The sequence below is a fragment of the Roseovarius sp. TE539 genome (assembly GCF_003298505.1).
Lineage (GTDB): Bacteria > Pseudomonadota > Alphaproteobacteria > Rhodobacterales > Rhodobacteraceae > Roseovarius.
In genome coordinates, this window is record NZ_QNGB01000026.1 from 25,411 (window position 1) to 49,069 (window position 23,659).

A 23,659-nucleotide genomic window follows, 5' to 3' on the forward strand; every position below is an offset into this window, starting at 1 on the left:
CCTTCTGTCAAAAGGTGGGCGGTTCAACTGTCGTAGTCAATCGCGTGACGGAGCTGCTTTTCGTATTCGAGGGCCTTGCCGGTTCCGAGCGCCACGCAATTGAGGCTTTCATCGGCGATCGAGACGGCGAGGCCGGTCTGTTCACGCAGTGCAAGATCCAGATCCCCCAGCAGCGCGCCGCCACCGGTCAGCATGACGCCGCGGTCGACGATGTCGGCGGCCAGATCGGGCGGTGTTGCCTCGAGCGCGGTCATCACCGCTTCGCAGATCTGCTGTACGGGTTCTGCCAGCGCTTCGGCCACCTGTGCCTGACTGATCTCGGTTTCCTTGGGCACCCCGTTGAGCAGATCCCGGCCCCGGATCTGCATTGACGAACCGCGGCCGTCATCGGGCATCCGAGCGGTGCCGATCGAGGTTTTGATCCGCTCCGCGGTGGAATCGCCGACCAGAAGATTTTGCTGACGGCGCAGATAGCTGATGATGCCTTCGTCCATGCGGTCGCCACCGACCCGCACCGAACGGGCATAGACGATGTCACCGAGGCTCAGAACCGCCACCTCGGTCGTCCCGCCGCCGATATCGACCACCATCGAGCCGGTCGGATCGGTTATCGGCATGCCGGCACCGATAGCGGCCGCGATGGGTTCGGCGATCAGGCCGGCGCGCCGTGCACCGGCGCTGAGCACGGACTGGCGGATCGCTCTTTTCTCGACGGGTGTTGCACCGTGCGGCACGCAAACGATGATCTTGGGCTTCGAGAAGGTGGTGCGCTTGTGAACCTTGCGGATGAAATACTTGATCATCGCCTCGGCGGTGTCGAAGTCCGCGATCACGCCTTCCCGCATCGGGCGGATCGCCTCGATGCTCCCCGGCGTGCGGCCCAGCATCAGCTTGGCATCTTCGCCGACCGCCAGAACCTTCTTCACGCCGTCCTTCACATGGTAGGCAACGACCGACGGTTCCGAGAGGATGACGCCGCGGCCCTTAACATAGACCAGCGTGTTCGCTGTTCCCAGGTCGATCGCCATGTCCGAGGTGAACAGACCGGGAAGGTTTTGCAGAAATGACATCGGTGTCGGCGTCCCGTCGTGAAAATGTATTGGCGTCCGCGACTCCGGTCGCGGCGCGCCTGTCCTTATAGTTCGCGCAACATTCGGGCGAAAGGTCAGTTTTCCCGGTATCAGCACGTTATTGCCGGCCTGCGTTCGCCGGTATCCCGCTCAACAATCCACGATTGCAGTGCTGTCCATCCGGTTTGTTATCGCGTCCGGTCCTCAGTATCCGCGAATGTGCGGAAACTCCGGGTCACAAGAGGGGGCTGGCGGCCGGCTGACCTGTCAACTCGACGGGCCGCGCCCGCTTGTCCCGCTCCGGTTGGGGCCAATCCCGGCCCTGTTGGCGCCGCCGGTCATCGCCGCGGCGGGGCTTGTGTCGCGACGGGCCACCCGTTGCCCGGCGCGTGGCCCGGTGAAAAGGCCGTCACGTTGGGCGATGTATGGTCGCCCGCTGAAGCCATGGCTTGAACCGCCGTCTTGGCCGTGGCCGTGGGCGTTCAGGCCATGACTTCGATTCTGGCGCTGCCGAATTGATCGACCAGACGATGGCCGGCCTTTCGGTCCAGCAGGCAAAGCGCCGTCGACAGACCGTCCGCGAGGACCGCACTGGAGGCCGAGACCGAGACAAGACCTTGGCGCGGCGCCGTGCCGGCCGGATTCAGGATGTGGCCCTGTCCGCCTTCGAGAACCGTTCCCTCCGGGGCCGAGGTGGCCAGGGCGCGATCGCTCAGCGCGACGCGGTGCAGAACCTGGCCGTCGATCCCGGAAATGCCCGCTTGCCACGGCGTGTCGCGCGCATTGTGCCCGCATGCCGCTATTTCGCCGATATCCACGAGGACATTCCGGAACCCCTCGCGTTTCAGGAGTGCGGCAATTTCATCGGTGATGTAGCCCTGCGCGATGCCATTGAGCGTGAGCGCCATGCCGCTGCGGGAAAAACGGATTCGCCTGGTACCGAAGTGAACGCCTCCCCATCCGATCGCCTTGCGGGCGACGGACGTGTCGCCGCCATGTGCCAGCGTCTGCCAGAGTGGCTGTACCGTCGGGTCGAATGCGCCGTCGGAACCGTCGTGCAGTGCGCCGGCCAGTGACAGGACTTCCAGCATCTCGGGCGGTGGCGCGTGCAAAAAGCCATCGCGGTTGAGGCGTGAGATGGCGCTTTGATCGCGGTAAAGGCTGAAGATGCCCTCAAGCCGGTGAAGGGCGTCTTCGAGGGCCGCCAGGACCGGGCGTGCCTCTGCCCGGGTAATGCCTGCAAGCACCACGGATGCCGGCGCGCCCAGGGCGACACCGCGCCAGACGGCCCGAGCGGATCGGGCCGCGGTGCGCTGCGGAATGGCCATTGCGGCTGCGGCGGCGGAGATGGTCAGGAAACGGCGGCGGGTGAAGGTCATGACGGGGCCTCCTCCTTGAGTGTCACATCGACGGGCGCGAGCACCGTATCGGGGGGAATGTCCTCCATGAGCATTACCCGGCCGCCCTTGCGGCTTGCGAAATCCCGCGCCGCGCCCGGATCGGCAAACGGGACGATCTCCGGGGCGCCCATTCCGCCGGCGACATCGGAGCCGACGACGAAATGGCTGCCGCCTGCGGGGATCCAGTTGTCCTTGCCGGGGCTTTCCCAGCTGGGTGCGATACCCATGTCGCTGACATAGAAGGCAAGGATGCCGCCATCGCGTTCCGGGCCCTTCACATAGGCAAGGGCGTCCCGCACCTGTGCAAAGAATATTGGATCCGGGAAACCCTCTATGTGGATCTGTGCCTTCGGTCCGGGGTGCTGATCGATCTGCATCAGGCAAAAATGGCTGACCGCCTCCCGGGTCATTGTCACCGGGTCCGGCGCTTTGGCTTCCTCGTCCTGGCAGGCGATCAATCCGAACGCGGCAAGCAACAACAGGCGTTTCATGGTTCGGTCCTCCGGAATGCGGCCGCGGCGAGCGCGAGTGCGACCACGGGCCAGACAAAGAGTGATGCCGGCGCGGCCCAGACGGGCAGGGCGGCCCCCGCCCCCGCCATGCCGGTTATCAGCGCCACCTCCTGGGAGCCCGAGACGTTCCAGAGGCGGAAGGCATCGGCCGGGTTTGCCGCCAGAAGCCACGGGAAAACATGCTGCGTGAAGGCCCCGCCGCCGTCGAAGACCACCGCGCCAAGAAGGCCCAGATCATAAAGCACGACCATCACCAGCCAGAGCCCCACCGCCAGGCCGGCCGCGCCGGCGACGGTGCTGGACAATGCCGACGCCACGTAGCCCAGGGCCATGAAGGAAGCGCCCAGCAGGATCGCCGTGGCGATGAGCCGACCGAGTGCCATCAGGCTGTCCGGTCCCGCGCCGCCACTCATCGCCGCCGCCGCGCCCGCCGCGCCCAGCCCCAGCGTGATCGCGATCCCAAGCACCGAGAGGTGTGCGCAGAACTTGCCAAGCAGCATCTCGCCACGCGACAGGGGATAGGTCAGCACCAGGCCCAGTGTGCCGCGCTCCGCCTCGCCCGCTATCGCGTCGAAAGAGATCATCAGCGCGAGGAAGGGCGCGAGGTAGACGGCAAGCGTTGTCATCGACGCCACGGAGACGGTCAACAGGTCCACCCCCAGCGTGCCCGTCGGCGCGGACCCCGCGAAGGTCAGGGCCAGGGCAAAGAGCAGCATCATCAGCGTGGCCGAGAAAAGCCACCGGTTGCGCCGCTGGATGCGGAACTCCATCGCGGCGATTGCCAGAATGTGCCTGATCATCGCAGCTCCTCCCCGCAATAGTGCCGGTAAAGGTCTTCAAGGCTGGGCGGTGTCATTTCCACGTCGCACACCGCGTCTCCCATCTCGGCGATGCGAGCCAGCCGCGCCATCTTCTCATCGGCCGGGCAGTGCAGTTCCAGAGCCGTCCCGTTGACGCGGGTACCCCCGAGCGCCGCCTGCACCCGGTCCGCCGCGCCCGCCTGAGCGGTCAGATGAATGCGCGTGGGAAGGTCCGCGGAGCGGCTCAGGGCCTTCAGGCTGTCATCCGCCACGAGCCGCCCCTGGCGAAGAATGGCAATCCGGTCGGTGCGGGCTTCCAGTTCGGTAAGGGCGTGGCTGGCAATGAGGATCGCGGTACCATTTGCGGCCATTTCGTCGACGACAGCATACACGTCGTGCCGCGAAACCGGGTCGAGTCCGCTTGTGGGTTCGTCGAGCAAGACCACGCGCCGGCGGCCGAGAAGGGTCTGCGCGAGCCCCAGGCGCTGGCGCATCCCCTTGGAATAGGTGCCGACCCTGGCATCGGCGGCCCCGGCGAGGCCGACCCGCTCAAGAAGCGGCATCACGGTGCTGGAAGGCTCTCCGGCGAGTCGGGCGAAGGTGGTGAGGTGTTCACGGCCGGTCAAAGCGGGGTGAAACGCCACCTGTTCGGGCAGGTAGGCCGTCGCCCGCCGCGCGGCGCCGCTGCCGGGTCGGTGACAGTTGACCGAAATCTGACCGGCGGTCGCCCGGAGTAGGCCCAGCACCAGCCGTACCAGCGTCGACTTGCCGGCGCCGTTGTGGCCCAGCAGTGCCACCCGCTCTCCCGGCGCCACGCTGACCGACACGTCGCTCAGAACCTCCCGGCGTCCGTAGCGCTTGGTCAGTCCCTCGGTGACGAGGGCGCATTTTCCGTCATCCCTCATGGTGTCTCTCCCATTGCGGCCGGTCGATCTCGACCGGTTTCATCATCGGTGCTGTGTCCACCACGCCGCCCGGCAGGAGCGCCGGAAAGGCGGATTGCGCCCATTTCACCAGTTGCACGGCCGGAGCGCCGAGCAGGAGCTTGGCGGCGGGCTGTGTCCAGAGCACGTGATCCATGCTGTCATTGGGCCGGTAAGGCACGTCCGCGCGGCCGTCGCCGTCAAGGTCATAGGCCGCGAAATCGGACCAATAGTTGCCGGTTCCGTCCACGCTCCAGTCAAGCCACTTGCTGCCGACGTATTTCACCTGCGTCCGATTGCCGAGAAAGGCGTTTCGGTATATCCGGTTGCGCTCCGATCCGGCGGTGAAATGCACACCTGTTGGACACCCTTCGAAGCGGTTGCCTGTGATCTCGTTCTTGTGCGCGTTGTAGATGAACAGGCACTTCTCCCTGCCTTTCACCACGAGGTTGCCGGTCACCTCGGAGCTGTTGGCGTAGTTCAGCATGATTCCGTGCTTTCCATCGCGGATGGAAATATTGTTCCGGACCTGCACCCCCCTGGAATACATCACCGCGAAGCCGAGGTGATTGCCGATCGAGAGATTGTCAGACACCTCCGAGTTGTTGGCGTACATGTAATGCACGGCAAATCGCAGATCGCGGAAACGGTTGCCGGTGAAGGTGTTGTCGTTGGACGTGTTGACGAAGATCCCGTCGCGACCCCAGCGGATGTCGTTGCCGGTCACCTCGGCCCCCGGCGCATTCCAGACATAAACGCCGTTGCCGCGGTCGTTCATCCGGTGATCCTGCCGGCCCTCGATGACGTTACCTGCCACGAGCGCATTCCGGGCACCGTGGATGTCCACGCCGTAAAGGTTGCCGATCAGCCTGTTGCCGATAACCCTCGCGTCATTGGCGCCCTTGAGCAGGCGCACCCCGCTGTCGATGTTCTGGTGATCATCGCCCGACCCCCGGATCAGGCAGTTGCGGATTTCCACCGCCCTTGCCGTGACCGTCAGCACGGAGCCTTGACCGCCTCCGTGGATTTCCGCGCCCTTGCGGCACATCAGGGTGAGCGGTTTCGCGATTTCAATGCCGCCGGTGTGGCGGCCCGGGCCGAGGCGGAGGATATCCCCCGCCCCGGCGGAGTGAAGCGCCTGTTCCAGCGCCCTGCCACCCGCGGGCACCTCAACCGTTCCCGCCGCCACGGAGACGGGCATGACGAGGCCGAGGGCCAGCAGGAGTCGGGCAAGGCGCCAGATCATTGTCAGGATCCCCGCGGCTCGACCAGCATCCGCCCGCGCATCTCCATGTGCAGGGCGTGGCAGAACCACTGGCAGTAGAACCAGTGAACGCCCGGTCGGTCGGCGGTGAAGGTGACCGAGGCGGTGGCCTGCGGCGCGACCTCGAAGGCGATCCCGTGGTTGGACAGCGTCCAGCCATGGGACACGTCGTCCACATCGTCGAGGTTGGTGATATAGACAGTGACCTCGTCACCCTGCCGCACGGTGAACTTCTCCATGCTGAAGGTGGGGGCTATGGACCACATGTAGACGCGCACCCTGTTGCCGTCCCGGATCGGCTCCGGATGGCCGTCTTCCAGCACCACGCCATCGGCCTCGGCCTGTTTGCGGGCCTCTTCGAACATCGGATCGTCACGCGACCAGACATTGACGGGATTGACGATGTCACGGCGCACGATGATGCAGTCATGAGGTTCGGCAAATGTTGGGCCGTCGTGGACCACCGGCATGTCATCCTGGGTGATGTCGAGAAGCTGTTCGTTCTCGGGCTTCAGCGGGCCGACGTTGATGAACCGGTCCTTCGAGAATTTGTTGAGTGAGATCAGCCACTTGCCATCTGCTTCCTTGGTCTCTCCCATGGAGGTGTGGTTGTGGCCCGGCTGGTACATCACATCGGTCTTGGTCACGATCGGGTCCACGTCCTCGCCTGCATAGGCGCGCACGGCCTTCTCGATGTCCCATTTCACGATCTGACTGTCGAGGAACAGCGTCGTGTAGGCAAAGCCCTTGTTGTCGAAGGCGGTGTGAAGCGGTCCAAGACCAAGCTCCGGTTCGGCCACGATACAGGAGCGTTCCTCGGCATCATCGTTGAAGAGCGCATCCACCTTTTCCACGTCGATCACCGAGACTGTCGGCGACAGTTTGCCGTTGAGCATCACGTGCCTGCCGTCCGGCGCGGTATTGCACCCGTGCGGGCTGTTGGGGATGGGGACATAGCGGGTGTATTTCTTGTTTCTGTCCTTGCGCCCGTCGATCACCTTGACGCCGCTGTATTCGGTGTAGTCGCCGGCCTCGATGCCGGCCTCGATCTCCTTGATGTTGAAAATCACACAGTGATCCATCTCGTTTTCCGTCATCTCGGCAAGGTTCATCCCCATTTCCGAGTTGTAGGAGGTCGAGAACGCGTATTTCCCCTGATAATCGGCATCACAATTGTCGAGGTTGCCCGAGACCATGACCTGCCAGGCGATCTCCATCGTGTCGCCGTCGATGGCCGTGAAAACGTTCACGTATTCATCCGGCTCGTCGAGGATCGAACCGTCGTTGACGATCGGCATCTCGTGCTCGCCATTGGCGAAGACATAGCCCGTCCGCGGGAACTTCTGCGGGCGCAGCCCGTGGATGTCGCCGGTGTTGGGGATCTCGATGATCTTGTCGCATTTCATCACGTCGCAGCGTATCCGCGCCACGCGCGTATTGGCCTTGTCGTTCATGAACAGGTAGCGACCGTCGTAGGTGCCGTCGTTGAACGACATGTGCGGATGATGGAGATCGCCGTTGTCATAGGTTTTCATGCCGCGCTTGGCAAGAAAGCCCTTGGTTTCCTCGGTGAGGCCTTCCGTGAGGACCTTGAGCGACTCGTTGGTCTGGCCCCAGCCGGTGGCCGAACACCGGTTGAAGACCGGAACGCGCATCAGCTCACGCATCGACGGAAAACCCATGATGCGCAATTCACCCGTCTGGCCCGAGGACCAGAAACCATAGTATTCATCGAGCTCGCCGGGGGCGAGATTGTACTGGTTCGCGGCTTGGGCGGGTTTGGCCCCGGCAAGAAGGCCTGCACCGGCCCCCGTTGTGGCGGCGATTGCGCTGGTTGCGGTGGCCCCCAGCATTCCACGCCGCGTCAGGTTGAACTTCTTCGTTGTATCAGACATTTGAGGTCTCCTTTTCTCCCTCGTTTCCTGTCAGCAGTGTTTTCATCCGGGTTTCGCTTGATTTTGCGGCCGAATGATCGCGCGCCCTTCGTTTCAGTTGCCGGATGACAACCGGGCACTTGGATTCGGATTGATAAAGCACCTGGCAGTGCAAGCAGTTGACACATTCGTTCGGATTGATCTCGCCGGTGGGGTGGATCGCCTGAACGGGGCATTCGTTTGCACAGGTCTGGCAGGGGCTGCCGCACTCGTGATAACGTTTGAGCCAGTCGAACATCCGCATCCGCGCAGGTATCGCCAGTGCCGCTCCGAGCGGGCACAGGTAACGGCAGTAGAATCTTTCCACGAAGAGGCCGATCACCAGAAGCGCCACCGCGAAGACGACAAAGGGCCAGTCGCGCATGAACTTCAGGACGATAGCCGTCTTGAACGGCTCCACCTCGGCCAGCCTTTCCGCCATCGGGATCGACGCCAGCGATACCCCGAAGAGGCCGAGGAAGATCATGTATTTCACCGGCCAGAGCCTCTCGTGCAGGCCCCATGGCAATTCCCATTGCGGTACCTTGAGGGCGCGCGCGATCCTGTTGGTGAGTTCCTGCAGGGCGCCGAAGGGGCAGAGCCATCCGCAATAGGCCCCGCGCCCCCAGAAAATGAGGGCGGCGGCCACGGCGAACCACTGAATGAAAACCAGCGGATCGAGCAGGAAGGCATCCCAGGTGAACCCGCCGCGAAGCGCACCGGCCAGCGCCATCAGGTTGACGACCGAGAGCTGCGCATTGGCGTACCAGCCGACGAAGACGAGCGTCATCGTCAGGAAGCCCGTGCGGAACCAGAAATAGAAACGTTCATGGCGGGTGATCTGCATCTGGAAGAAGAACGCCCCGGTCAGCACGGTGAGCATCACGCCCAGCACGCCAATCTCCACCTGCCGGTCCATCCAGATACGTTGCCAGAGGGCCGCCTTCGCGGCGGCTTCCTCGTCCGGCGCGTTCACCCTTGGCCGTGGCGCCAGGGGCATCAGGTATTTCTCCGGCAGGCGATAGCCGAGGTCATAGGTGATGAAGGTCTTCTCGATCGCGCCCACGGCCCGCTGCACCAGTAGTTGCAAGCGCCACGGCTCGGCCGGGTCGAAACCGCTGTCAGCGGGGATCCGGAACAGATCGAGTTCCCTGAAACTCGGTGAGCCCTCCGCGGCGACTTCTCCCAACCTGCGATGGTCCCGGTCGAAGAAGCGCACCGACCTGTCGCCCTGAATCAACTGGATACGGTCGAAAATGCCGCCACGGACATAGCCCGAACCCTTGAAGGAATACCGCCCGCGCCCTGCCACCAGCAGCGCGTGCTCGCCTTCGCCAAGCCAGTCCCGAAGATTGTCGTATTCGGCCTCTCCCAGCAGGCTGCGCCCGATCGTGGGCACGCTGACCAGCGCGGTCCGCATGTCGATGAAGGTTTCTCCGGGCGCGCCCTTTTCCGGGCGTTCGGCGGCACGAGTGTCGCCGCTTTCCTCGAAGCCGCGGTTGACCTGACCGACATCGAGTGTCAGGCCCCGGATCGAACCGTCGCCGGCAAGGGCCTGCCAGTCGCGGATTTCGCCCTCACCCGTCCTGAGTTGTCGGCGCGGGCCCTTCTGTGCCACGGGCGAAAGGCCGCCCAGCCCGAGAGTCCGGGCGACCTTGAGCCCGCCGCGCACGAGGCTGTCGTCGATGACCATCACCGTGACCGTCGCGCCCGAGATGATATCCAGCGCGTGCGCGGTGCCCGATTGTGCCGCCTCCTCCTTGAGGTCCAGCCCGGCATACCCCTCGATCACGCCGCGCATCCTGGCTTCGGGGATTCCCACGAGCACGATCGGCTCGGAGTGCTCGACCAGCACGGCGCCGGTCATCACCGCATCCGGGTCGATCGCGGCGACAACGTGGATGGGTTTGCCGGAATAGCCCGTCGTGCCGGCGAAATCGGATGTCAGAAACGCCCATGCCACCCGCTCGCCATTCTTGAGCACCGGGGCGACGGGCAGGTCCTCGCGGACCGCCCCGAAACCGTCCGCACCGGGGACTAGCTGACCGGCCTCCACCTTGTCCAGAAAACGCGGCAATTCCGCTGCTTCGTCGGCGGTCGCAGCAATGGCGGTCATGCACCAAAGGGCTACGACAAGGAAAGGGATATGAATTCTGGCAAGCACACAGGCCCCCTTTGAGATCAAACTTGATCCCGTTTAGGCAGGAGCCGAAGATCGAACGTTGTTCCTCAACAACAAGTGAGCAGGGTTTCACGGCACAAGCGCCGGAACATCGGTTCCCGCCTTTCGCGTGACGGCAACACCCGAGTCCAGCACGCGGCGTTTGAACGTCACATGTCACGGGATCGTGAGGTATGAGTCCTTGACTTGTCAAATGCGGGGAACCGCGCCGGCTGATAATGGCTCATGTGACGCGATTGGGCCGGCGGCGTGTAACGCCGGGCGCAGCAAGCCAGGGCGCCAGTCGCAATGCAAGCAGGAGAAATCCCGCCGTCCAGAGCAAGGCAGCCAGCGTGATCCCGTCCGGCACCGGCCCGAATCCCGTGGCGCCGGCCGCACGGACCGCGGCCGCGACGGCCACCATCGCGAAAGCTGTTGCGAGGGTTCGCCCCGCCACCAGCGGCCGCCCTGTGTGCCCTATCGTGGCGCGCATCATCACCGCCACTGTCATGCCGCCGACCGCGCCAATTCCCAGAAGGTGCGCGCCCGCCTGCGGCCCGGCCAGTCCGACCGCGGCAAGTGAAGCCGCCAGAAGGCCGACGGGCAGGAACCCGTATGCCAGATGAAGCATCACCAGCAGCGGCGAGCGCCATGTGGCAACTCCGCGCCAGCGCGCCAGCCGCAGGCCATGCAGCACGGCCGAGAGACCGAAGAGCCCTCCGGCGAAAGACGAGTCCGGCACGACGGTCCATGCCAACATCGCCGCCGCGCCGGCCACAAGGCAGGCCACATCGAAGCGATTGAATGGCACGGGCATTCTTGTCGCGCCCTGCTTGGTCAGCCAGTTCCGGGTGAAGCTTGGCACGATCCGTCCGCCGATCAGCATGACGAGGAAGATCAGCGCCGCAGTGCCGAAGCGGCGCCCGGTATCGGCCATGCCCCCGGTCATCGCCTCGACGTGAAAAAGCACGTTGGCCGCCAAGAGCAGCGCCACGGGGATCGCCACCTTGAGATTGCGCCAGTTCTTGCCGGCGATGATCTCGCGCGTGACCATGCCCACGACCGCCAGCAGGAAGGCACTGTCGAACAACATGGCACCGACAGGCCCCAACCAAAGCAGACCAGCCACCGCCAGCCGTCCGGCAACCCAGAGTGCCAGAAGCACGGCCAGCGGCCAGCCGCGGACGGGCATCCGCCCGGTCCAGTTTGGGACGGCGGTGAACAGAAACCCAGCGAGAACCGCCGCACCGTAGCCGAAGATCATTTCGTGAACATGCCAGTCCACCGGCAGAAACGGGCCGCCAAGGCCCATAGCCCCGCGCCACACCGCCAGCCAGACCGGGATAACCGCCAGCCCGAAAAGGACAGCGGCAAGGAAGAATGGCCGGAAGCCATGGGAAAAGACGGCCGGGCCGGAATATTCTGCATTTGCCGACATGTTCGGACCTCCTCGGGAAGCGGGCCGATGCGGTGGGGGGAGCACCCGGCCTTTCGGTCTCTGTATCCGGTTGTTTGTTCCGGCGCGGATATGCTGTATTCGGGCGATCTCGACGTTGCTCTTCCACAAACCGCCGGACATCTGATGCCCAAACTCGACGAAAGCCTTCTGACCGGCCTTCCGCCCTTCAGCCGTCTTGATCGTGGTCAGATCCGCCAGATCCTTGATCAGGCCGGTTCGCGGCGCTACGAGGAAGGCACGCCGATCTTCCGAGAGGGCCATGATGCCGAGCGGTTTTACCTGCTTTTGGACGGTTACCTGCGGGTGGTGCAAGCCACCCGGGACGGAGAGGAAATCATCGTCCTGCACATATCTCCCGGACAGCTGTTCGGTATCGCGCCGGCATTGCAACGTGACACATATCCGGCAACCGCCATCGCTGCCGCGGAAACCATCGCGTTATCCTGGCCCGTGCGTCTCTGGGACACATTCACGCGCGAATACGAGGGGTTTGCCACGGAGACCTACAGGACCGTCGGCCAGCGGATCGGTCAGATCCAGGAAACATTGACCGAATTGGCGACCCAGGCGGTGGAGGCGCGCGTGGCCTCGGCGGTGCTTCGGATGGCCAACCAGAGCGGCCGCAAGACCGAAGAGGGTATCGAGATCGCCTTTCCCGTGACCCGCCAGAACATCGCCGACATGACCGGCACAACGCTGCATACCGTGAGCCGCCTGCTTTCGGGATGGGAGAAGAACGGGCTGGTGCGTTCGACGCGAAAGCACATCGTCGTGACGGACGCGCACCGCCTTGTGCTCCTGAGTGGCGCAAAGGATTAATCGGTTTCCGGGGATCCGGCGGCACGGCGCAGTTCCTTGCGGAAATCCTGTTCGTCCAGCCTGTATTCGGCACAGGCGTCGATCACGGTGTGAAACGGCGCGATCGGACACCCCGGACAGAGCATCCGTTTTTCTAGGAAGACCGGCGCCGCCTCCGGCCACGCGTGGAACAGATCCGCGAGCGGCAGGTCGGGGTCGTCTATGTCCGGCCGGGGCATCACATGTTTCCTCATGGCGCCATCCTATGTCCGCAGTCGCGGCCGTCATTGCGTTTGCGCAATATCGCCGGAGTGGGCTTCGGTGTTCTCTGCCGCGGCGCGGGAGCTTCCGTGTCTCGGATCACGAGCGGCGCCAACACCGCGTCATCTCCGGCCTGCACGTCGGTCGGCAAACGAGATCGCCGTCCTTCGCCATGCGTCGCCAAGACGACAAATGGTTCAGCCGAATGGCAAAGCACGCCGCCACCGCATTGACCGTAGCCTTCGCGCGCGGCGTCGCGGCGACAGCCTGCGCCCTCACCTCATCCGGCCCGCCGCCGCTGACCCGACGCATGGGTCTCCACTCCCAGCGATCCGAGAAATGCAGTCTGGGCAGACATCGCGAAATGCTCCCCGTGCCTCACGACGGGAACGGCCTCGCATTGTCCGCAACACGTCGGAAAGGGACGCCGGCCGCCGCTTAGGGACAACTACACGAGGTGCACAACAAACTGACCCAAGAATTGCTTCTGTGAGCACCGATTTCATGCGGGCGTCATAGTCCGTGCTCATAAGAGCATGAAGGGGGCCCCGAATGAACAGACAGTCGGCGATTCTCGAAACGGCACAATCCCGCGGGCGCGTCATGGTGGACGAGTTGGCAGAGGCACTGCGCGTCTCTGCCCATACCGTTCGCCGGGACATAAACGCGCTCTGTGCGCAGGGAAAACTGCGGCGCCTGCACGGGGGGGCCGAATTCATCGAGGGCAGCTCGAACTTGCCCTACTCCGCACGCACTTCGCTGAATGTCGCGGCCAAGCAGAGGATCGCGGCCCATGTCGCGCGGCTGATCCCGGACGGAGTGACGCTGTTCTTCTCCATTGGCACCACACCGGCCGTGGTTGCCGCCGCGCTGGCCGAGCGCGAGGGGCTGACCGTCATCACCAACAATCTCAACGCGGCGATGGCCCTTTCGGACGCGCCCGGTGTGCGGATTGTCATTCCCGGTGGGGAATTGCGCCTGCCTGACCGGGATGTTCTGGGATTGCTGGCACAGGAGCTTTTCGGCACCTACCGGGCGGATTTCGCCATCTACGGCGCCGCCGGAATAGACAGTGACGGCTCCCTGCTGGATTTCCACGCACCCGAGGTGCGTATCCGTCGCAAGGCACGGGAAAACGCGCGGCATTCCATTTTCGTTGCGGACAGTTCCAAATTCGGACGCCGCGCCCCTGCGATCGGCGGCCATCTCGAGGAGGCCGACCATGTCGTGACAGAGGCTGCGCCGGGGCCACCTTTCGCTGCTCTGGCGGAGTCGCTTGCCGAGCGGCTGATTATCGCGGGAGAGGACACATGAGCTTTTTGGCGCTGGAGGGCCTCACGCGGCAATGGGACGGGCAGGGCGGTGTCCGCGACATCAGCCTCGACCTGCGGCAAGGCGCCTTCCTGTCGATTCTCGGGCCCTCGGGCTGTGGCAAATCCACGATATTGCGGCTGATCGCGGGGCTGGAGCAGCCGCAGGCGGGCCGCATCAAGATCGATGGCCGTGACGTTACGGCACTGCCTACCGCGCAGCGCAACCTGTCCATGGTGTTCCAGTCTTACGCCTTGTTCCCGCATCTCAGCGTGGCCGAGAACGTGATCTTCGGGCTCAAGGTACGGCGCGTCGCCCGCGCGGAACGCGCGCACCGTCTCGCCGAGGTGCTTGCCATGACGGGGTTGACGGGGCTGGAGCGGCGCAAGCCGTCCGAGCTGTCGGGCGGACAAAGGCAGCGCGTGGCGCTGGCCCGTGCGGCAGTGGCCGAGCGGCCGCTGTGCCTGATGGACGAGCCGCTTTCGAACCTCGATGCCAAGCTTCGCCACTCGGTGCGCCGCGATATCCGGATGCTGGCGCGCAAGCTGGCCTTGACGGTAATCTATGTGACCCATGACCAGGGCGAGGCGATGAGCCTGTCTGACAAGGTCGTGCTGATGCGGGATGGCCGGATCGAACAGGTCGGCGCGCCCGCGGACCTTTACGCGCGCCCGGCCAGCACATTCGCTGCGCAGTTTATCGGTGAGCCGGCGATGTCGTTGATCGACGGTGCGGCGCTTGGTCAGGATGGTGCGATTACCATCGGCCTGCGCCCCGAAGCCGTTTCACTTGCGCCGGCCGGCCACGGCGATCTCGATGCGCGGATCGACGATATCGAGTATCTGGGCGGAGAAACCCGGATGGCGCTCCGGCATCCCGCGGCGGAAGGACTTGCCGCGATCCTGCCGGGTCCGGCCCAATTCGAGCCCGGCCAGACGGTTGGTGTCCTCATCCCCAAGGAAAACCGGCTCCTTTTCGACTCCGTCACCGGAAGCCTGAAAAAGGAGCCGCAGCAGAATCCAAAGGCGCGCATTCGCCAAAATCCGGCGCCCGAGGATGGCCATAAGGCCCCCACTTCAACGCAAACTGCAAAAGAGGACCTTTCGAAATGACCCGTATCACTGCTGTATCCGCCATATTGGCGGCCTCCACCGCGCTCGTCAATCCGGCCGTGGCCGAGACCGAGCTGACCATGTATTACCCGATCGCCGTCGGTGGCGCTTTGACCGAGGTGGTCGATGGGATCGTCGCCGAGTTCGAGGCGCAAAACCCGGACATCACCGTCAACGCGATCTATGCCGGCAACTATGACGATACCCGCATCAAATCGCTTGCGGCTCTCGAATCCGGCGATCCGGCGCAGCTTGCCGTGATGTTTTCCATCGACGCCTATGACCTGATCGAGCAGGACCTTATCGTGCCCTTCGAGGACGTCATCGAGACCGAGGCAGAACAGGAATGGCTGAACAGCTTCTACCCCGCGCTGATGGCCAACGGCAAGATCGAGGGCCAGACATGGGGCGTGCCGTTCCAGCGCTCCACCATCGTGGCCTATTACAACAAGGACATGTTCCGCGAGGCGGGCCTTGACCCGGAGAACGCGCCGACCACGTGGGACGAACTGGTCGAGATGGGCAAAGCCCTGAGCAACGACGATCATCACGGCCTGATGATCCCCTCGACGGGTTATCCCTACTGGATGTTCCAGGCTCTGGCGATCCAGAACGGGCAGGAACTGATGTCGAATGACGGGCTGACCACGTATTTCGAAGACCCGGATACCGTCAAGGCGCTTGAATACTGGAAGTCCTTGTCCGCCGAGCATGACATCATGCCCGAGGGCACCGTCGAATGGGGCACGCTGCGTCAAGCCTTTCTTGAAGGCGAAACGGCGATGATGTGGCACTCCACCGGCAACCTTACGGCGGTCAAGAACAACGCCGGGTTCGATTTCGGTGTTGCCATGCTGCCGGGGCAGGAGCGTCTGGGCTCGCCCACCGGGGGCGGCAATTTCTACCTCTTCAAGGACTCGACCGAAGAAGAAAAGCAGGCCGCGCTTGAGCTCATCAAATTCATGACCGCGCCCGAGCAGGCCGCCGAATGGTCCATCGCCACCGGTTACATGGGCGTGTCGCCCGCCGCTTACGAGACCGAGGCGCTCAGGGCCTACACGGCTGATTTCCCCGCCGCCCTCGTGGCACGCGACCAACTGGAACACGCGGTTGCCGAGTTCTCGACCTTCGAGACGGCGCGCGTGCGCGACGGGCTGAATGCCGCGATCCAGTCGGCGTTGACCGGCGACAAGAGCCCGCAAGAGGCCCTGGAAGAGGCGCAAGCAAGCGCCGAACGTCAGTTGCGTGCCTACAAGTAAGGCGATGATGGCAAAGCGATGGGGCCGGTTTTCGGGCCGGCCCCATTTCAGCCGGGGTGACCCATGACACAGGCATTCACGACCGAGCGCCGACGCCGCGCCATCCAGGGCTGGCTCTTGCTCGGCCCCGCGCTTGTCATGCTGACCACCTTTGCCTTCTACCCGTCGCTTGCAACGCTTGTGACGTCGCTTTGGTCGCGTGGCACACGCCGCAACCCGGCCGAATTCGTGGGGCTGGAAAACTACCGTTACCTGTTTGACGATCCGACCTTCTGGCAGGTGGCGGGCAACAATCTGATCTATGCGGCTGTCACCATCCCGGTTTCCATGCTGCTGGCGCTGGTCATGGCGCTTTGGGCCAATTCGAGAATTCCCGCACGCAGCTTCATCCGCACCGCCTATTTCACGCCCACGGTGCTTCCGATGATCGCGGCGGCGAACCTTTGGCTGTTTTTCTACACGCCGAGCTTCGGCATTCTCAACCAGATCGGCGCGCTGTTCGGAGCTGCGCCGGTCAACTGGCTGGGACAGCCTGAAACGGCACTCTGGGCGGTCTGCGTGGTGACGATCTGGAAGGAGGCGGGGTTTTTCATGGTCTTTTATCTCGCCGCGCTGCAGACCATCCCGCCCGATTTGAAAGAGGCTGCCGAGATCGAAGGCGCAAGCCGCTGGACCTACACCCGCCGGATCGTGCTGCCCCTCCTGATGCCGACCACGCTCTTCATCCTCGTCAACGCGATGATCAACTCGGTCAAGTTGATCGACCACCTGTTCATCCTGACCAAGGGCGGCCCTTCGGACAGTTCCAAGCTGATCCTTTATTACATCTGGGAAAATGCCTTCGCCTATTTCGACAGGCCATCCGCCGCGGCGATGACCGTGCTGGTGCTGGCCCTGATGGGGGCGCTGGCGGCCTTTCAGTTCCTCGTGCTTGACAGGCGAGTGCACTACCGATGATCCGCTATATCGAACCCGCCGCCGCGATCCTGTTGGCCCTCCTGTGGATCTCGCCGCTGCTCTTTGCATTCTGGGCCGCGTTTCACGATGTCAGCGACGCGGTGAATTTCCGGCTGACCGCGCCCCTGACGCTTGAGAATTTCCGCACTGCCTGGGCCGGTGCACCGTGGCTACGGTATTTCCTCAACACCTTCATGCTGGTCACGCTGATCCTTGCAGGGCAGTTCCTGCTTTGCACACTGGCCGGATTTGCCTTTGCCCAGACCGAATTTCGCGGGCGCGACGGGCTTTTCATCCTCGTGCTGATGCAGCTTTTCATTCTGCCCGAGGTGTTGATCGTCGAAAACTACCGGGTCGCGGCCTCTCTGGGCCTGCTTGACAGCATTCTGGGCATCGGCGCGCCCTACATGGCTTCGGCCTTTGGCATCTTCCTGATGCGGCAGGCCTTCAAGTCGGTGCCCAAGGACCTTGACGAGGCCGCCCGCGTCGAAGGCTGCGGCACATTGGGCGTGCTGTGGCGGGTCTATGTGCCCGCTGCGCGGCCCACCTATCTGGCCTATGCGCTGGTTTCGGTGGCAACGCACTGGAACAACTTCCTCTGGCCGCTGATCGTGACCAATTCCCCCTCGACCCGGCCGCTGACAGTGGGCCTGTCGCTGTTCGGCGCGCCCGAGAACGGCGTAGATATCTCGGTCATCTCCGCGGCCACGGTCACGGTTATCGCACCGCTCTTGATCGGCTTCTTGATCTTCCAGCGTCAGTTCGTGCAGGCCTTCCTGACCGCGGGCGTGAAATGAGGACACCATGACCCGCATCCTGCAAATCTCCGATCCGCACATCACGCCCGAACGGCACGAGTCGCACCCATGTTCCGGCCACGGGACGGCCTGATACGGATCGATTGCCCCCTGCTCCGGGCACATCCGGGGCGCCGGTGATGCTGGAAGGCTCACGCAAGGTCATCGGGGTCGTCTCCGCCAGCTCCGATGCGGAAAGCCTTGCATACCGGTTACCTGCGGGCCTGACAGGGCGCCTGTGCAAATAGAGGTCTATTTTTCAGGATTTTGACTCAAATCAACACGCGCCCCGGAAAAACATCGCAATATTGGAATATGTGGCTGCGGCAGCGTGTTGCGAGTCGCCTTTTCCACTTGGGAGCAGAGCATGGACAAGGTTGTTTTTTTCTCGGCCGATGACGGCGTGCATGGCGACGAACTTTGGGTGACCGACGGCACCACCGCAGGGACCCGCATGGTTCGGGACATTAGCACAGGGAGCGAGAGCAGCTTTGCAAGCAGCATTGCGGCTCTGAGCGACAGTCTCGTGATCTTCCGCGCCAACTGGCAACTCTGGGTCTCCGATGGGACTGACGCGGGCACGGTTCCTATTTTCGGCGCCAGTGCGGACAGCCCATCCTTTGTTGCTTGGATAACTCCATTGGGAGATGGCCGCGCGGTTTTTGCAGCGGATTCTCCAACTACAGGCCGTGAGCTTTGGGTGACCGACGGTACGGCAGACGGGACCAATCTTGTATCGGATATACGCGCCCAGTCCGATCCCGAGACCGGTCAGCCCCTTTCAAGCGGACCTTACAACTTCATATCTCTGCAAAACGGGCAAGCAGTATTCAAGGCCGATGACGGTATTCATGGAGAGGAACCCTGGATCACCGATGGCACCCCAGCTGGTACCAGGTTGCTGGGGGACATTCAGGCTGGTCCCACGGGTGGATTGGAGTCCTTCGACAGTTGGATGGAGCCGATTCCGAACGGCAACGTGCTTTTGGCTGCTGATGACGGGATCAATGGTCTGGAACCTTGGGGGACGAATGGCACGCCGGAAGGAACCCGGCTGTTGCACGACATCAATCCGGGTGAAGGCGATGGTTTCGGTGATTTCATCGGGGTTATGCCTGATGGGCGCCACCTGTTTTCGCCGACCGAGGAAAGCGGTGAATACATGGGGCCATGGTTGACCGATGGAACACCGGAAGGCACTTTTGAATTGCGCGATCAACCCGGTTTTTCAGATCCTCGCCCGACTGTACCGGTGATTGATCCATGGCCTTACGAGCAAACCGGCAGATTTATCAAAATGGACCCGTGGGACCTTGGTGACACAATCAACTCGCCACTCAATTCGGGGCGACTCGGAGATGGCCGCCTGCTATTCACTGCCAATGTTATCAATATTACAGAAATTGATGGTGATACTGTCACAATTTCAGGGGGAAGTAAACAACTTGCCGTAACTGACGGTACTGTTGAAGGAACCAGTATATTTCGTCCAGTCGATCTTGCCGAAAACGGTTGGGGACTTGATTTTAATGCTGGTTACTTTTTTGCACTTGGCGATGGACGTGTTGCTTTCCGGGCCTATTCCGAGAAGACAGACAGCTATTCTCTATGGGTCGCTGACGCCACAGGCACGATCACGGAACTCGCCGAAAATGTGCGTATTGTCACGGATTTGATCCCGTTCCCGAATAACGTTTGGATGTTCACGAACGCTGTCTATCTTGGGGAACTTGGAGCTGATGTTGAGCTTTGGGTCACAGATGGAACCGCCAATGGCACACGAAAACTGGTGGAGGGCCTAAAGGGTTCGGGCGGTGTCGAGAACCTTCTTGTGCTCGAGGACGGTAGGACCCTGCTCGAACTGGAGAAATCCGGCGAGACATGGCAGGATGTGGAAACCGAGCTCTGGCTGGTCGAACCCAGCGGGCAAAGCATTCGATTCCTGTCAGACGAAATCGCCCTCAGCGACATGACTGAGCCCGCTCAGATGGGCGATGGCAACGTAATCTTCCGCCGCAGCACAGACGATGCCGGAAGTGAACCTTGGATTCTGAATCTGACAACAGGCGAGACACGGCTTCTGTTGGACATCAAACCTGGAACCGCCAGCAGTTTTGCAGGCGACTTCCTGTCGCTGACACAGCCGAAACAGGTGGATATTGATTACGACCAAATATCGGCTGTGGGCGAAACCCAAGAAATTGGTCTTGAAGAGTTGTTTCCTGCAGGTTTCACCGAAGAGACAACCTTCAGTGCTGACAGTCTTCCGGATGGAATATCGCTTCAGTCTGAAGGCAAGGCTCTTGCCGGTACGCTTGCGGCGGAACCCGGCATCTATACGGTAAGTGTAACCGCGCGTGATGCATCCGGCGCTGAGAAAGTTTCTACTTTTGACTGGACTGTCTTTGACACAGGAAAACTGAAGGTTTCCTCGTCATCTGGCTGGCAACGCGACAATGACACGTACGTTTCGACTCCGGGCAGCGTGATCACGGTCGGGCGCAAGGACGGCACCGGGGCGTTGTTCCGCGTTGAGCCCCGGGAGGCCGAGATCCCGGTCGCCACGATCGAGGATGGCAGGATCACCCTCGACGGCAACGTGTTCTCCGAGCAGGTGGTGACCGACAGGCCGCTGATGCAGGGCGGGTTCACCATCGACATGGCGACCGCGGCGGTGAGCGATTTCAGCGATGCGGATATCGCCACCGATCACCGGCTGGTGGCCGATCTCATCGACCTGAAGTTCGACACCGTGGCGATCGGGGCGGACAGGATCACCTTCGACACCGACCTAGCCTTCGGCGACAGCGCCGGCGACGGCCCCGCCTTCAGCGCATTGAGCACCGAGGGCGCGCCGCTGTCGCTTGGGTTCGGGGCGGACGGCCTGGAGTTCGGCCTTGCCGGAGGGGCCGAACGCTGGTCCCCCGAGCCGGTCGAGTTCGACCTCGGGGGCGGGTCGAGCATCAGCATCGGGTTTTCCGATCTGGGCATCGATTACGATGCGGACACGGACACGACCTACCTGATGGGCAAGGCGACCGTGGGCTGGGGCGGCGAGATCGAGAACGGGTTCGACTTTCTCGACAATGACAGCGCGCAATCGCTGGTCATCGACCTGGCCGGCGAGGCGCAGGCGGGCAACCACTTCCAGCGCGGCGACAGGTATCTCAAGATCACCGAGGGCGCCGCGGGCTGGGACTGGGACGTGGTCGGCGAGATCACGTACGAGGACAAGTACGAGGGGCCGGTGCCGTCGAACGGCCTGCTGGTCAAGGAGCTGGGGATCGGCTTCGACACGGTTCAGGACGCCTATTCGGGCAATTTCAAGGCGAATATCCCGCTCTTTTTCGGGCTCGACCTGTCGGCGGCCGTGGGCTTCGTGAGCAATCCCGATCTGGCGCTCGACAGTATCGGTTTCGGGGTCGACGGCCTCGACTACCCGGTCGGGACCACGGGGCTTTTCGTGCAGGGCGGCTCGTTCGGGCTGGAAAACCTGGCCGCGTCCGATCCGGATGCGGGCTGGACCTACAATGCTGACATCTCCGGCACCTTCGGGCCGGACAACGACCTGGTCAGCTCTCCCCTGCATGGCAAAATCGCCGGGACGGTCAAGGAAACGCTGCAGCAGGGGAGCATCGGGTATATCCTGAACGGCTCCATCGCGCTCGACTCCAAGGTGGGCTATTTCCTGCCCGAGATCGTGAACGACCTGGCGAGCCCGCTGATCGATTACTTCGGGGCCGATCCGGCGGATGTGACCGGGTTCGAGATACTGACGGCAAGCTCCGCAACCGAACTCGACTTCACCAGGGACCTGGTGCAGCTCGACGCGGCGATCAGCCTGCTGGACGGTGTGGTCGTAGGGACGGCACAACTGCTCGACATGCCGTTCGGCACCGACAAGGACGATCGCAAGATCACCGGCTCCGTCGCCGCAACGCTGACAATCCCCGAGGATTTCCCCCTGATCGGCGGCATGACCCGCAGCGGCAACGCGCGGGTCGAGTATTCCTCGGACGGAGATTTCAGCAACGACGTGGCCGCTTTCTGGGGCAGTATCTCGCTTCCCTTCGGCTACGTGAGACAGGTCGGCGCGGAGCTGACCTTCGACGGCGATTACCAGTTTCTCGGCCGCAAGGAGATCGCGAAGATCAGCAGCTGGCCGCTCGATGAGAGCATCGACCTCGCGATCCTGAGCGCACGCTGGGAGATCGCCGCGGATGATGTCGCGATCGAGCTGATCGCGCCGGATGGCACGGTGCTGACGGAGGCCGACATCGCGGCCCGGGACGACATCGCGCTCGTCGCGGATCTCAACACCCAGAATGCGCGCCATGTCGCCCTGCAAACCCCCGAGGCCGGGATCTGGGACCTGCGGGTGGCCGAGACCGGCGGTCTCGGTGTCGTGCGCTACGAGGCGAGCGAGATACGCCAGGGCGCGGTCGCGCGGATCGAAAGCCTGGCCCATGACCCGGACGCCCACCAGGCCGAGATGGTCATCGACCTGGAGGCCGGGGATGCCGAGACGGTGGATGTCGTCATCTTCGCGGCCCCGGAGACCGGCCAGGTCACCGGGGTCGAGCTGGGCACCGTCACGATGAGCGCGGGGGACCCGGACGTCACGCATGTGATCGACTACGATGCGCTCGGCGCCGGCGACTGGCATATCTACACCCGGGCCGAGGCCGACGGGCTGGCGCCGGGGATCGAGATGTATTCCGCCCCGGTCACCATTGCCGGCGTGGCCGATCTCGAGACCGGCGTGCAGCAGGTCCAGCATACGCCCACGGGCCAGCAGATCATCCGCATCGAGGTGACCAACAAGGGCGACCGGCCCGCACAGGCCGGCAGCCTGACCATCGACGCCCCGGCCGGGATGCTGGGCGCAGACCCGATCCCCGAACACGATGCGGTGCCGCTCGGGGAGTCGCGCAGCGAACTGGACCTGCCACCGCTGGCGCCCGGCGAGAGTTTCACCGTGCAGGTTGCGCTGCCGGCCGGGGCGGAAGAGCTGGCCGACACGATCTTCGTCGAAGCCTGGGCCCCCGGCATCGACGCGGACCGGACCGACAATGCCCTGGGGCAGGGTCTGCTGTCGGATGCCAACCACCTGCCCGCCGGCCAGGTGACGCTGACCGGTCCGGTCGCGCTCGGCAGCACGGTGGGTGTGGACCTGTCGGGCCTGGTCGAGCCCGACGGTTACGACCCGGCAACGGTTGAATATCAGTGGGTGCTGGACGGCACGGAGATCGCAGGAGCCACCGGCGCGACCCATGCGGTGACCGCGCCCGAGGTCGGCCGGGAAATCTCCGTGGAAATCTCCTATACGGACGATGACGGGGCGGATGAAACTGTCCTCAGTGCGGCGGTCCGTGCCGCCGGCATCCCGCAGACCCTGACCGGCACGCCCGGGCCGGACTCTCTCGTGGGGGGGAATGGCCATGACACGATCCGGGGGCTGGAAAGCGACGACACCCTGACCGGCAACGCGGGCGATGACCGTCTCGAGGGCGGGGCGGGCTTCGACACCGGTGCCTATTCCGGCGACCAGTCGAGCTACACGCTGACGCTGAGCCCGGCGGCCACCACGCTCACCGACCGCCGGGCGGAGGGCAACGGGACCGACACGCTGGCCGGCATGGAGTTCCTGGATTTCGACACC

At 63.4% G+C, this 23,659-nt stretch carries 17 protein-coding genes; 7 read left to right on the top strand and 10 right to left on the bottom strand.

The genetic code is table 11. From position 1 onward, the window contains the following. Positions 1-23 precede the first annotated feature (23 nt). The 9 genes from DQW77_RS14345 to DQW77_RS14385 form a co-directional block, all read right to left on the bottom strand. Complete coding sequence (locus DQW77_RS14345; RefSeq protein ID WP_113258921.1) at positions 24-1,070, bottom strand: rod shape-determining protein; 1,047 nt, start codon at positions 1,068-1,070, stop codon at positions 24-26. Between the two features lie 482 nt (positions 1,071-1,552). Beyond that, entirely contained in the window at positions 1,553-2,449 is an 897-nt protein-coding gene (locus DQW77_RS14350; protein WP_113258922.1) for an FAD:protein FMN transferase, read from the bottom strand. After that, positions 2,446-2,961, bottom strand: coding sequence for a nitrous oxide reductase accessory protein NosL (locus DQW77_RS14355; protein WP_113258923.1), 516 nt, complete (start codon positions 2,959-2,961; stop codon positions 2,446-2,448). The genes DQW77_RS14350 and DQW77_RS14355 overlap by 4 nt, the downstream gene beginning before the upstream one ends. Next, positions 2,958-3,779, bottom strand: a complete 822-nt coding sequence (locus tag DQW77_RS14360) for an ABC transporter permease (protein ID WP_404947938.1) — start codon at positions 3,777-3,779, stop codon at positions 2,958-2,960. The genes DQW77_RS14355 and DQW77_RS14360 overlap by 4 nt, the downstream gene beginning before the upstream one ends. Beyond that, entirely contained in the window at positions 3,779-4,687 is a 909-nt protein-coding gene (locus tag DQW77_RS14365) for an ABC transporter ATP-binding protein (RefSeq protein WP_113258925.1), read from the bottom strand. Before DQW77_RS14365 ends, DQW77_RS14360 begins: the two co-directional genes overlap by 1 nt. Then, positions 4,677-5,951 (bottom strand): nitrous oxide reductase family maturation protein NosD, encoded by a 1,275-nt coding sequence (locus tag DQW77_RS14370; RefSeq protein WP_181711282.1) that lies wholly within the window; start codon positions 5,949-5,951, stop codon positions 4,677-4,679. The genes DQW77_RS14365 and DQW77_RS14370 overlap by 11 nt, the downstream gene beginning before the upstream one ends. A gap of 2 nt (positions 5,952-5,953) precedes the next feature. Beyond that, positions 5,954-7,864, bottom strand: a complete 1,911-nt coding sequence (gene nosZ, locus DQW77_RS14375; protein WP_113258926.1) for a TAT-dependent nitrous-oxide reductase — start codon at positions 7,862-7,864, stop codon at positions 5,954-5,956. After that, positions 7,857-9,998: a NosR/NirI family protein gene (locus DQW77_RS14380; protein WP_113258927.1), complete on the bottom strand. Its 2,142-nt coding sequence runs from the start codon at positions 9,996-9,998 to the stop codon at positions 7,857-7,859. The genes nosZ and DQW77_RS14380 overlap by 8 nt, the downstream gene beginning before the upstream one ends. A gap of 289 nt (positions 9,999-10,287) precedes the next feature. Further along, on the bottom strand, positions 10,288-11,481 hold the full coding sequence (locus tag DQW77_RS14385) for an NnrS family protein (RefSeq protein ID WP_113258928.1): 1,194 nt from the start codon (positions 11,479-11,481) through the stop codon (positions 10,288-10,290). A 144-nt stretch (positions 11,482-11,625) separates the two neighbouring features. On the opposite strand from DQW77_RS14385, the gene DQW77_RS14390 reads away from it, so the two are divergent. Beyond that, the gene (locus DQW77_RS14390) at positions 11,626-12,321 is read left to right on the top strand and encodes a Crp/Fnr family transcriptional regulator (RefSeq protein WP_113258938.1); all 696 of its coding nucleotides are present in this window, start codon (positions 11,626-11,628) and stop codon (positions 12,319-12,321) included. Here DQW77_RS14390 and DQW77_RS14395 read toward each other — a convergent pair. Further along, positions 12,318-12,539: a DUF1858 domain-containing protein gene (locus DQW77_RS14395; RefSeq protein WP_113258939.1), complete on the bottom strand. Its 222-nt coding sequence runs from the start codon at positions 12,537-12,539 to the stop codon at positions 12,318-12,320. The genes DQW77_RS14390 and DQW77_RS14395 overlap by 4 nt on opposite strands. A 574-nt stretch (positions 12,540-13,113) precedes the next feature. Here DQW77_RS14395 and DQW77_RS14400 point away from each other — a divergent pair. The 6 genes from DQW77_RS14400 to DQW77_RS14425 all read left to right on the top strand — a co-directional run. Then, positions 13,114-13,875, top strand: a complete 762-nt coding sequence (locus DQW77_RS14400; RefSeq protein ID WP_113258929.1) for a DeoR/GlpR family DNA-binding transcription regulator — start codon at positions 13,114-13,116, stop codon at positions 13,873-13,875. After that, positions 13,872-14,984 (top strand): ABC transporter ATP-binding protein, encoded by a 1,113-nt coding sequence (locus tag DQW77_RS14405; RefSeq protein WP_113258930.1) that lies wholly within the window; start codon positions 13,872-13,874, stop codon positions 14,982-14,984. The genes DQW77_RS14400 and DQW77_RS14405 overlap by 4 nt, the downstream gene beginning before the upstream one ends. Then, entirely contained in the window at positions 14,981-16,243 is a 1,263-nt protein-coding gene (locus DQW77_RS14410; RefSeq protein ID WP_113258931.1) for an ABC transporter substrate-binding protein, read from the top strand. The genes DQW77_RS14405 and DQW77_RS14410 overlap by 4 nt, the downstream gene beginning before the upstream one ends. A 63-nt stretch (positions 16,244-16,306) precedes the next feature. After that, positions 16,307-17,200: a carbohydrate ABC transporter permease gene (locus DQW77_RS14415; protein WP_113258932.1), complete on the top strand. Its 894-nt coding sequence runs from the start codon at positions 16,307-16,309 to the stop codon at positions 17,198-17,200. Continuing rightward, on the top strand, positions 17,197-17,997 hold the full coding sequence (locus tag DQW77_RS14420; RefSeq protein WP_113258933.1) for a carbohydrate ABC transporter permease: 801 nt from the start codon (positions 17,197-17,199) through the stop codon (positions 17,995-17,997). The genes DQW77_RS14415 and DQW77_RS14420 overlap by 4 nt, the downstream gene beginning before the upstream one ends. A gap of 367 nt (positions 17,998-18,364) precedes the next feature. Further along, the coding region (locus tag DQW77_RS14425) for an ELWxxDGT repeat protein (RefSeq protein WP_113258934.1) at positions 18,365-23,659 on the top strand (5,295 nt) is incomplete at its 3' end.

Coding starts and splice junctions, on each gene's coding strand:
- DQW77_RS14345 (WP_113258921.1), bottom strand. CDS start 1,070: ATGTCATTTCTGCAAAACCTTCCCGGTCTGTTCACCTCGGACATGGCG.
- DQW77_RS14350 (WP_113258922.1), bottom strand. CDS start 2,449: ATGACCTTCACCCGCCGCCGTTTCCTGACCATCTCCGCCGCCGCAGCC.
- DQW77_RS14355 (WP_113258923.1), bottom strand. CDS start 2,961: ATGAAACGCCTGTTGTTGCTTGCCGCGTTCGGATTGATCGCCTGCCAG.
- DQW77_RS14365 (WP_113258925.1), bottom strand. CDS start 4,687: ATGAGGGATGACGGAAAATGCGCCCTCGTCACCGAGGGACTGACCAAG.
- DQW77_RS14370 (WP_181711282.1), bottom strand. CDS start 5,951: ATGATCTGGCGCCTTGCCCGACTCCTGCTGGCCCTCGGCCTCGTCATG.
- nosZ (WP_113258926.1), bottom strand. CDS start 7,864: ATGTCTGATACAACGAAGAAGTTCAACCTGACGCGGCGTGGAATGCTG.
- DQW77_RS14380 (WP_113258927.1), bottom strand. CDS start 9,998: ATGACCGCCATTGCTGCGACCGCCGACGAAGCAGCGGAATTGCCGCGT.
- DQW77_RS14385 (WP_113258928.1), bottom strand. CDS start 11,481: ATGTCGGCAAATGCAGAATATTCCGGCCCGGCCGTCTTTTCCCATGGC.
- DQW77_RS14390 (WP_113258938.1), top strand. CDS start 11,626: ATGCCCAAACTCGACGAAAGCCTTCTGACCGGCCTTCCGCCCTTCAGC.
- DQW77_RS14395 (WP_113258939.1), bottom strand. CDS start 12,539: ATGCCCCGGCCGGACATAGACGACCCCGACCTGCCGCTCGCGGATCTG.
- DQW77_RS14400 (WP_113258929.1), top strand. CDS start 13,114: ATGAACAGACAGTCGGCGATTCTCGAAACGGCACAATCCCGCGGGCGC.
- DQW77_RS14405 (WP_113258930.1), top strand. CDS start 13,872: ATGAGCTTTTTGGCGCTGGAGGGCCTCACGCGGCAATGGGACGGGCAG.
- DQW77_RS14410 (WP_113258931.1), top strand. CDS start 14,981: ATGACCCGTATCACTGCTGTATCCGCCATATTGGCGGCCTCCACCGCG.
- DQW77_RS14415 (WP_113258932.1), top strand. CDS start 16,307: ATGACACAGGCATTCACGACCGAGCGCCGACGCCGCGCCATCCAGGGC.
- DQW77_RS14420 (WP_113258933.1), top strand. CDS start 17,197: ATGATCCGCTATATCGAACCCGCCGCCGCGATCCTGTTGGCCCTCCTG.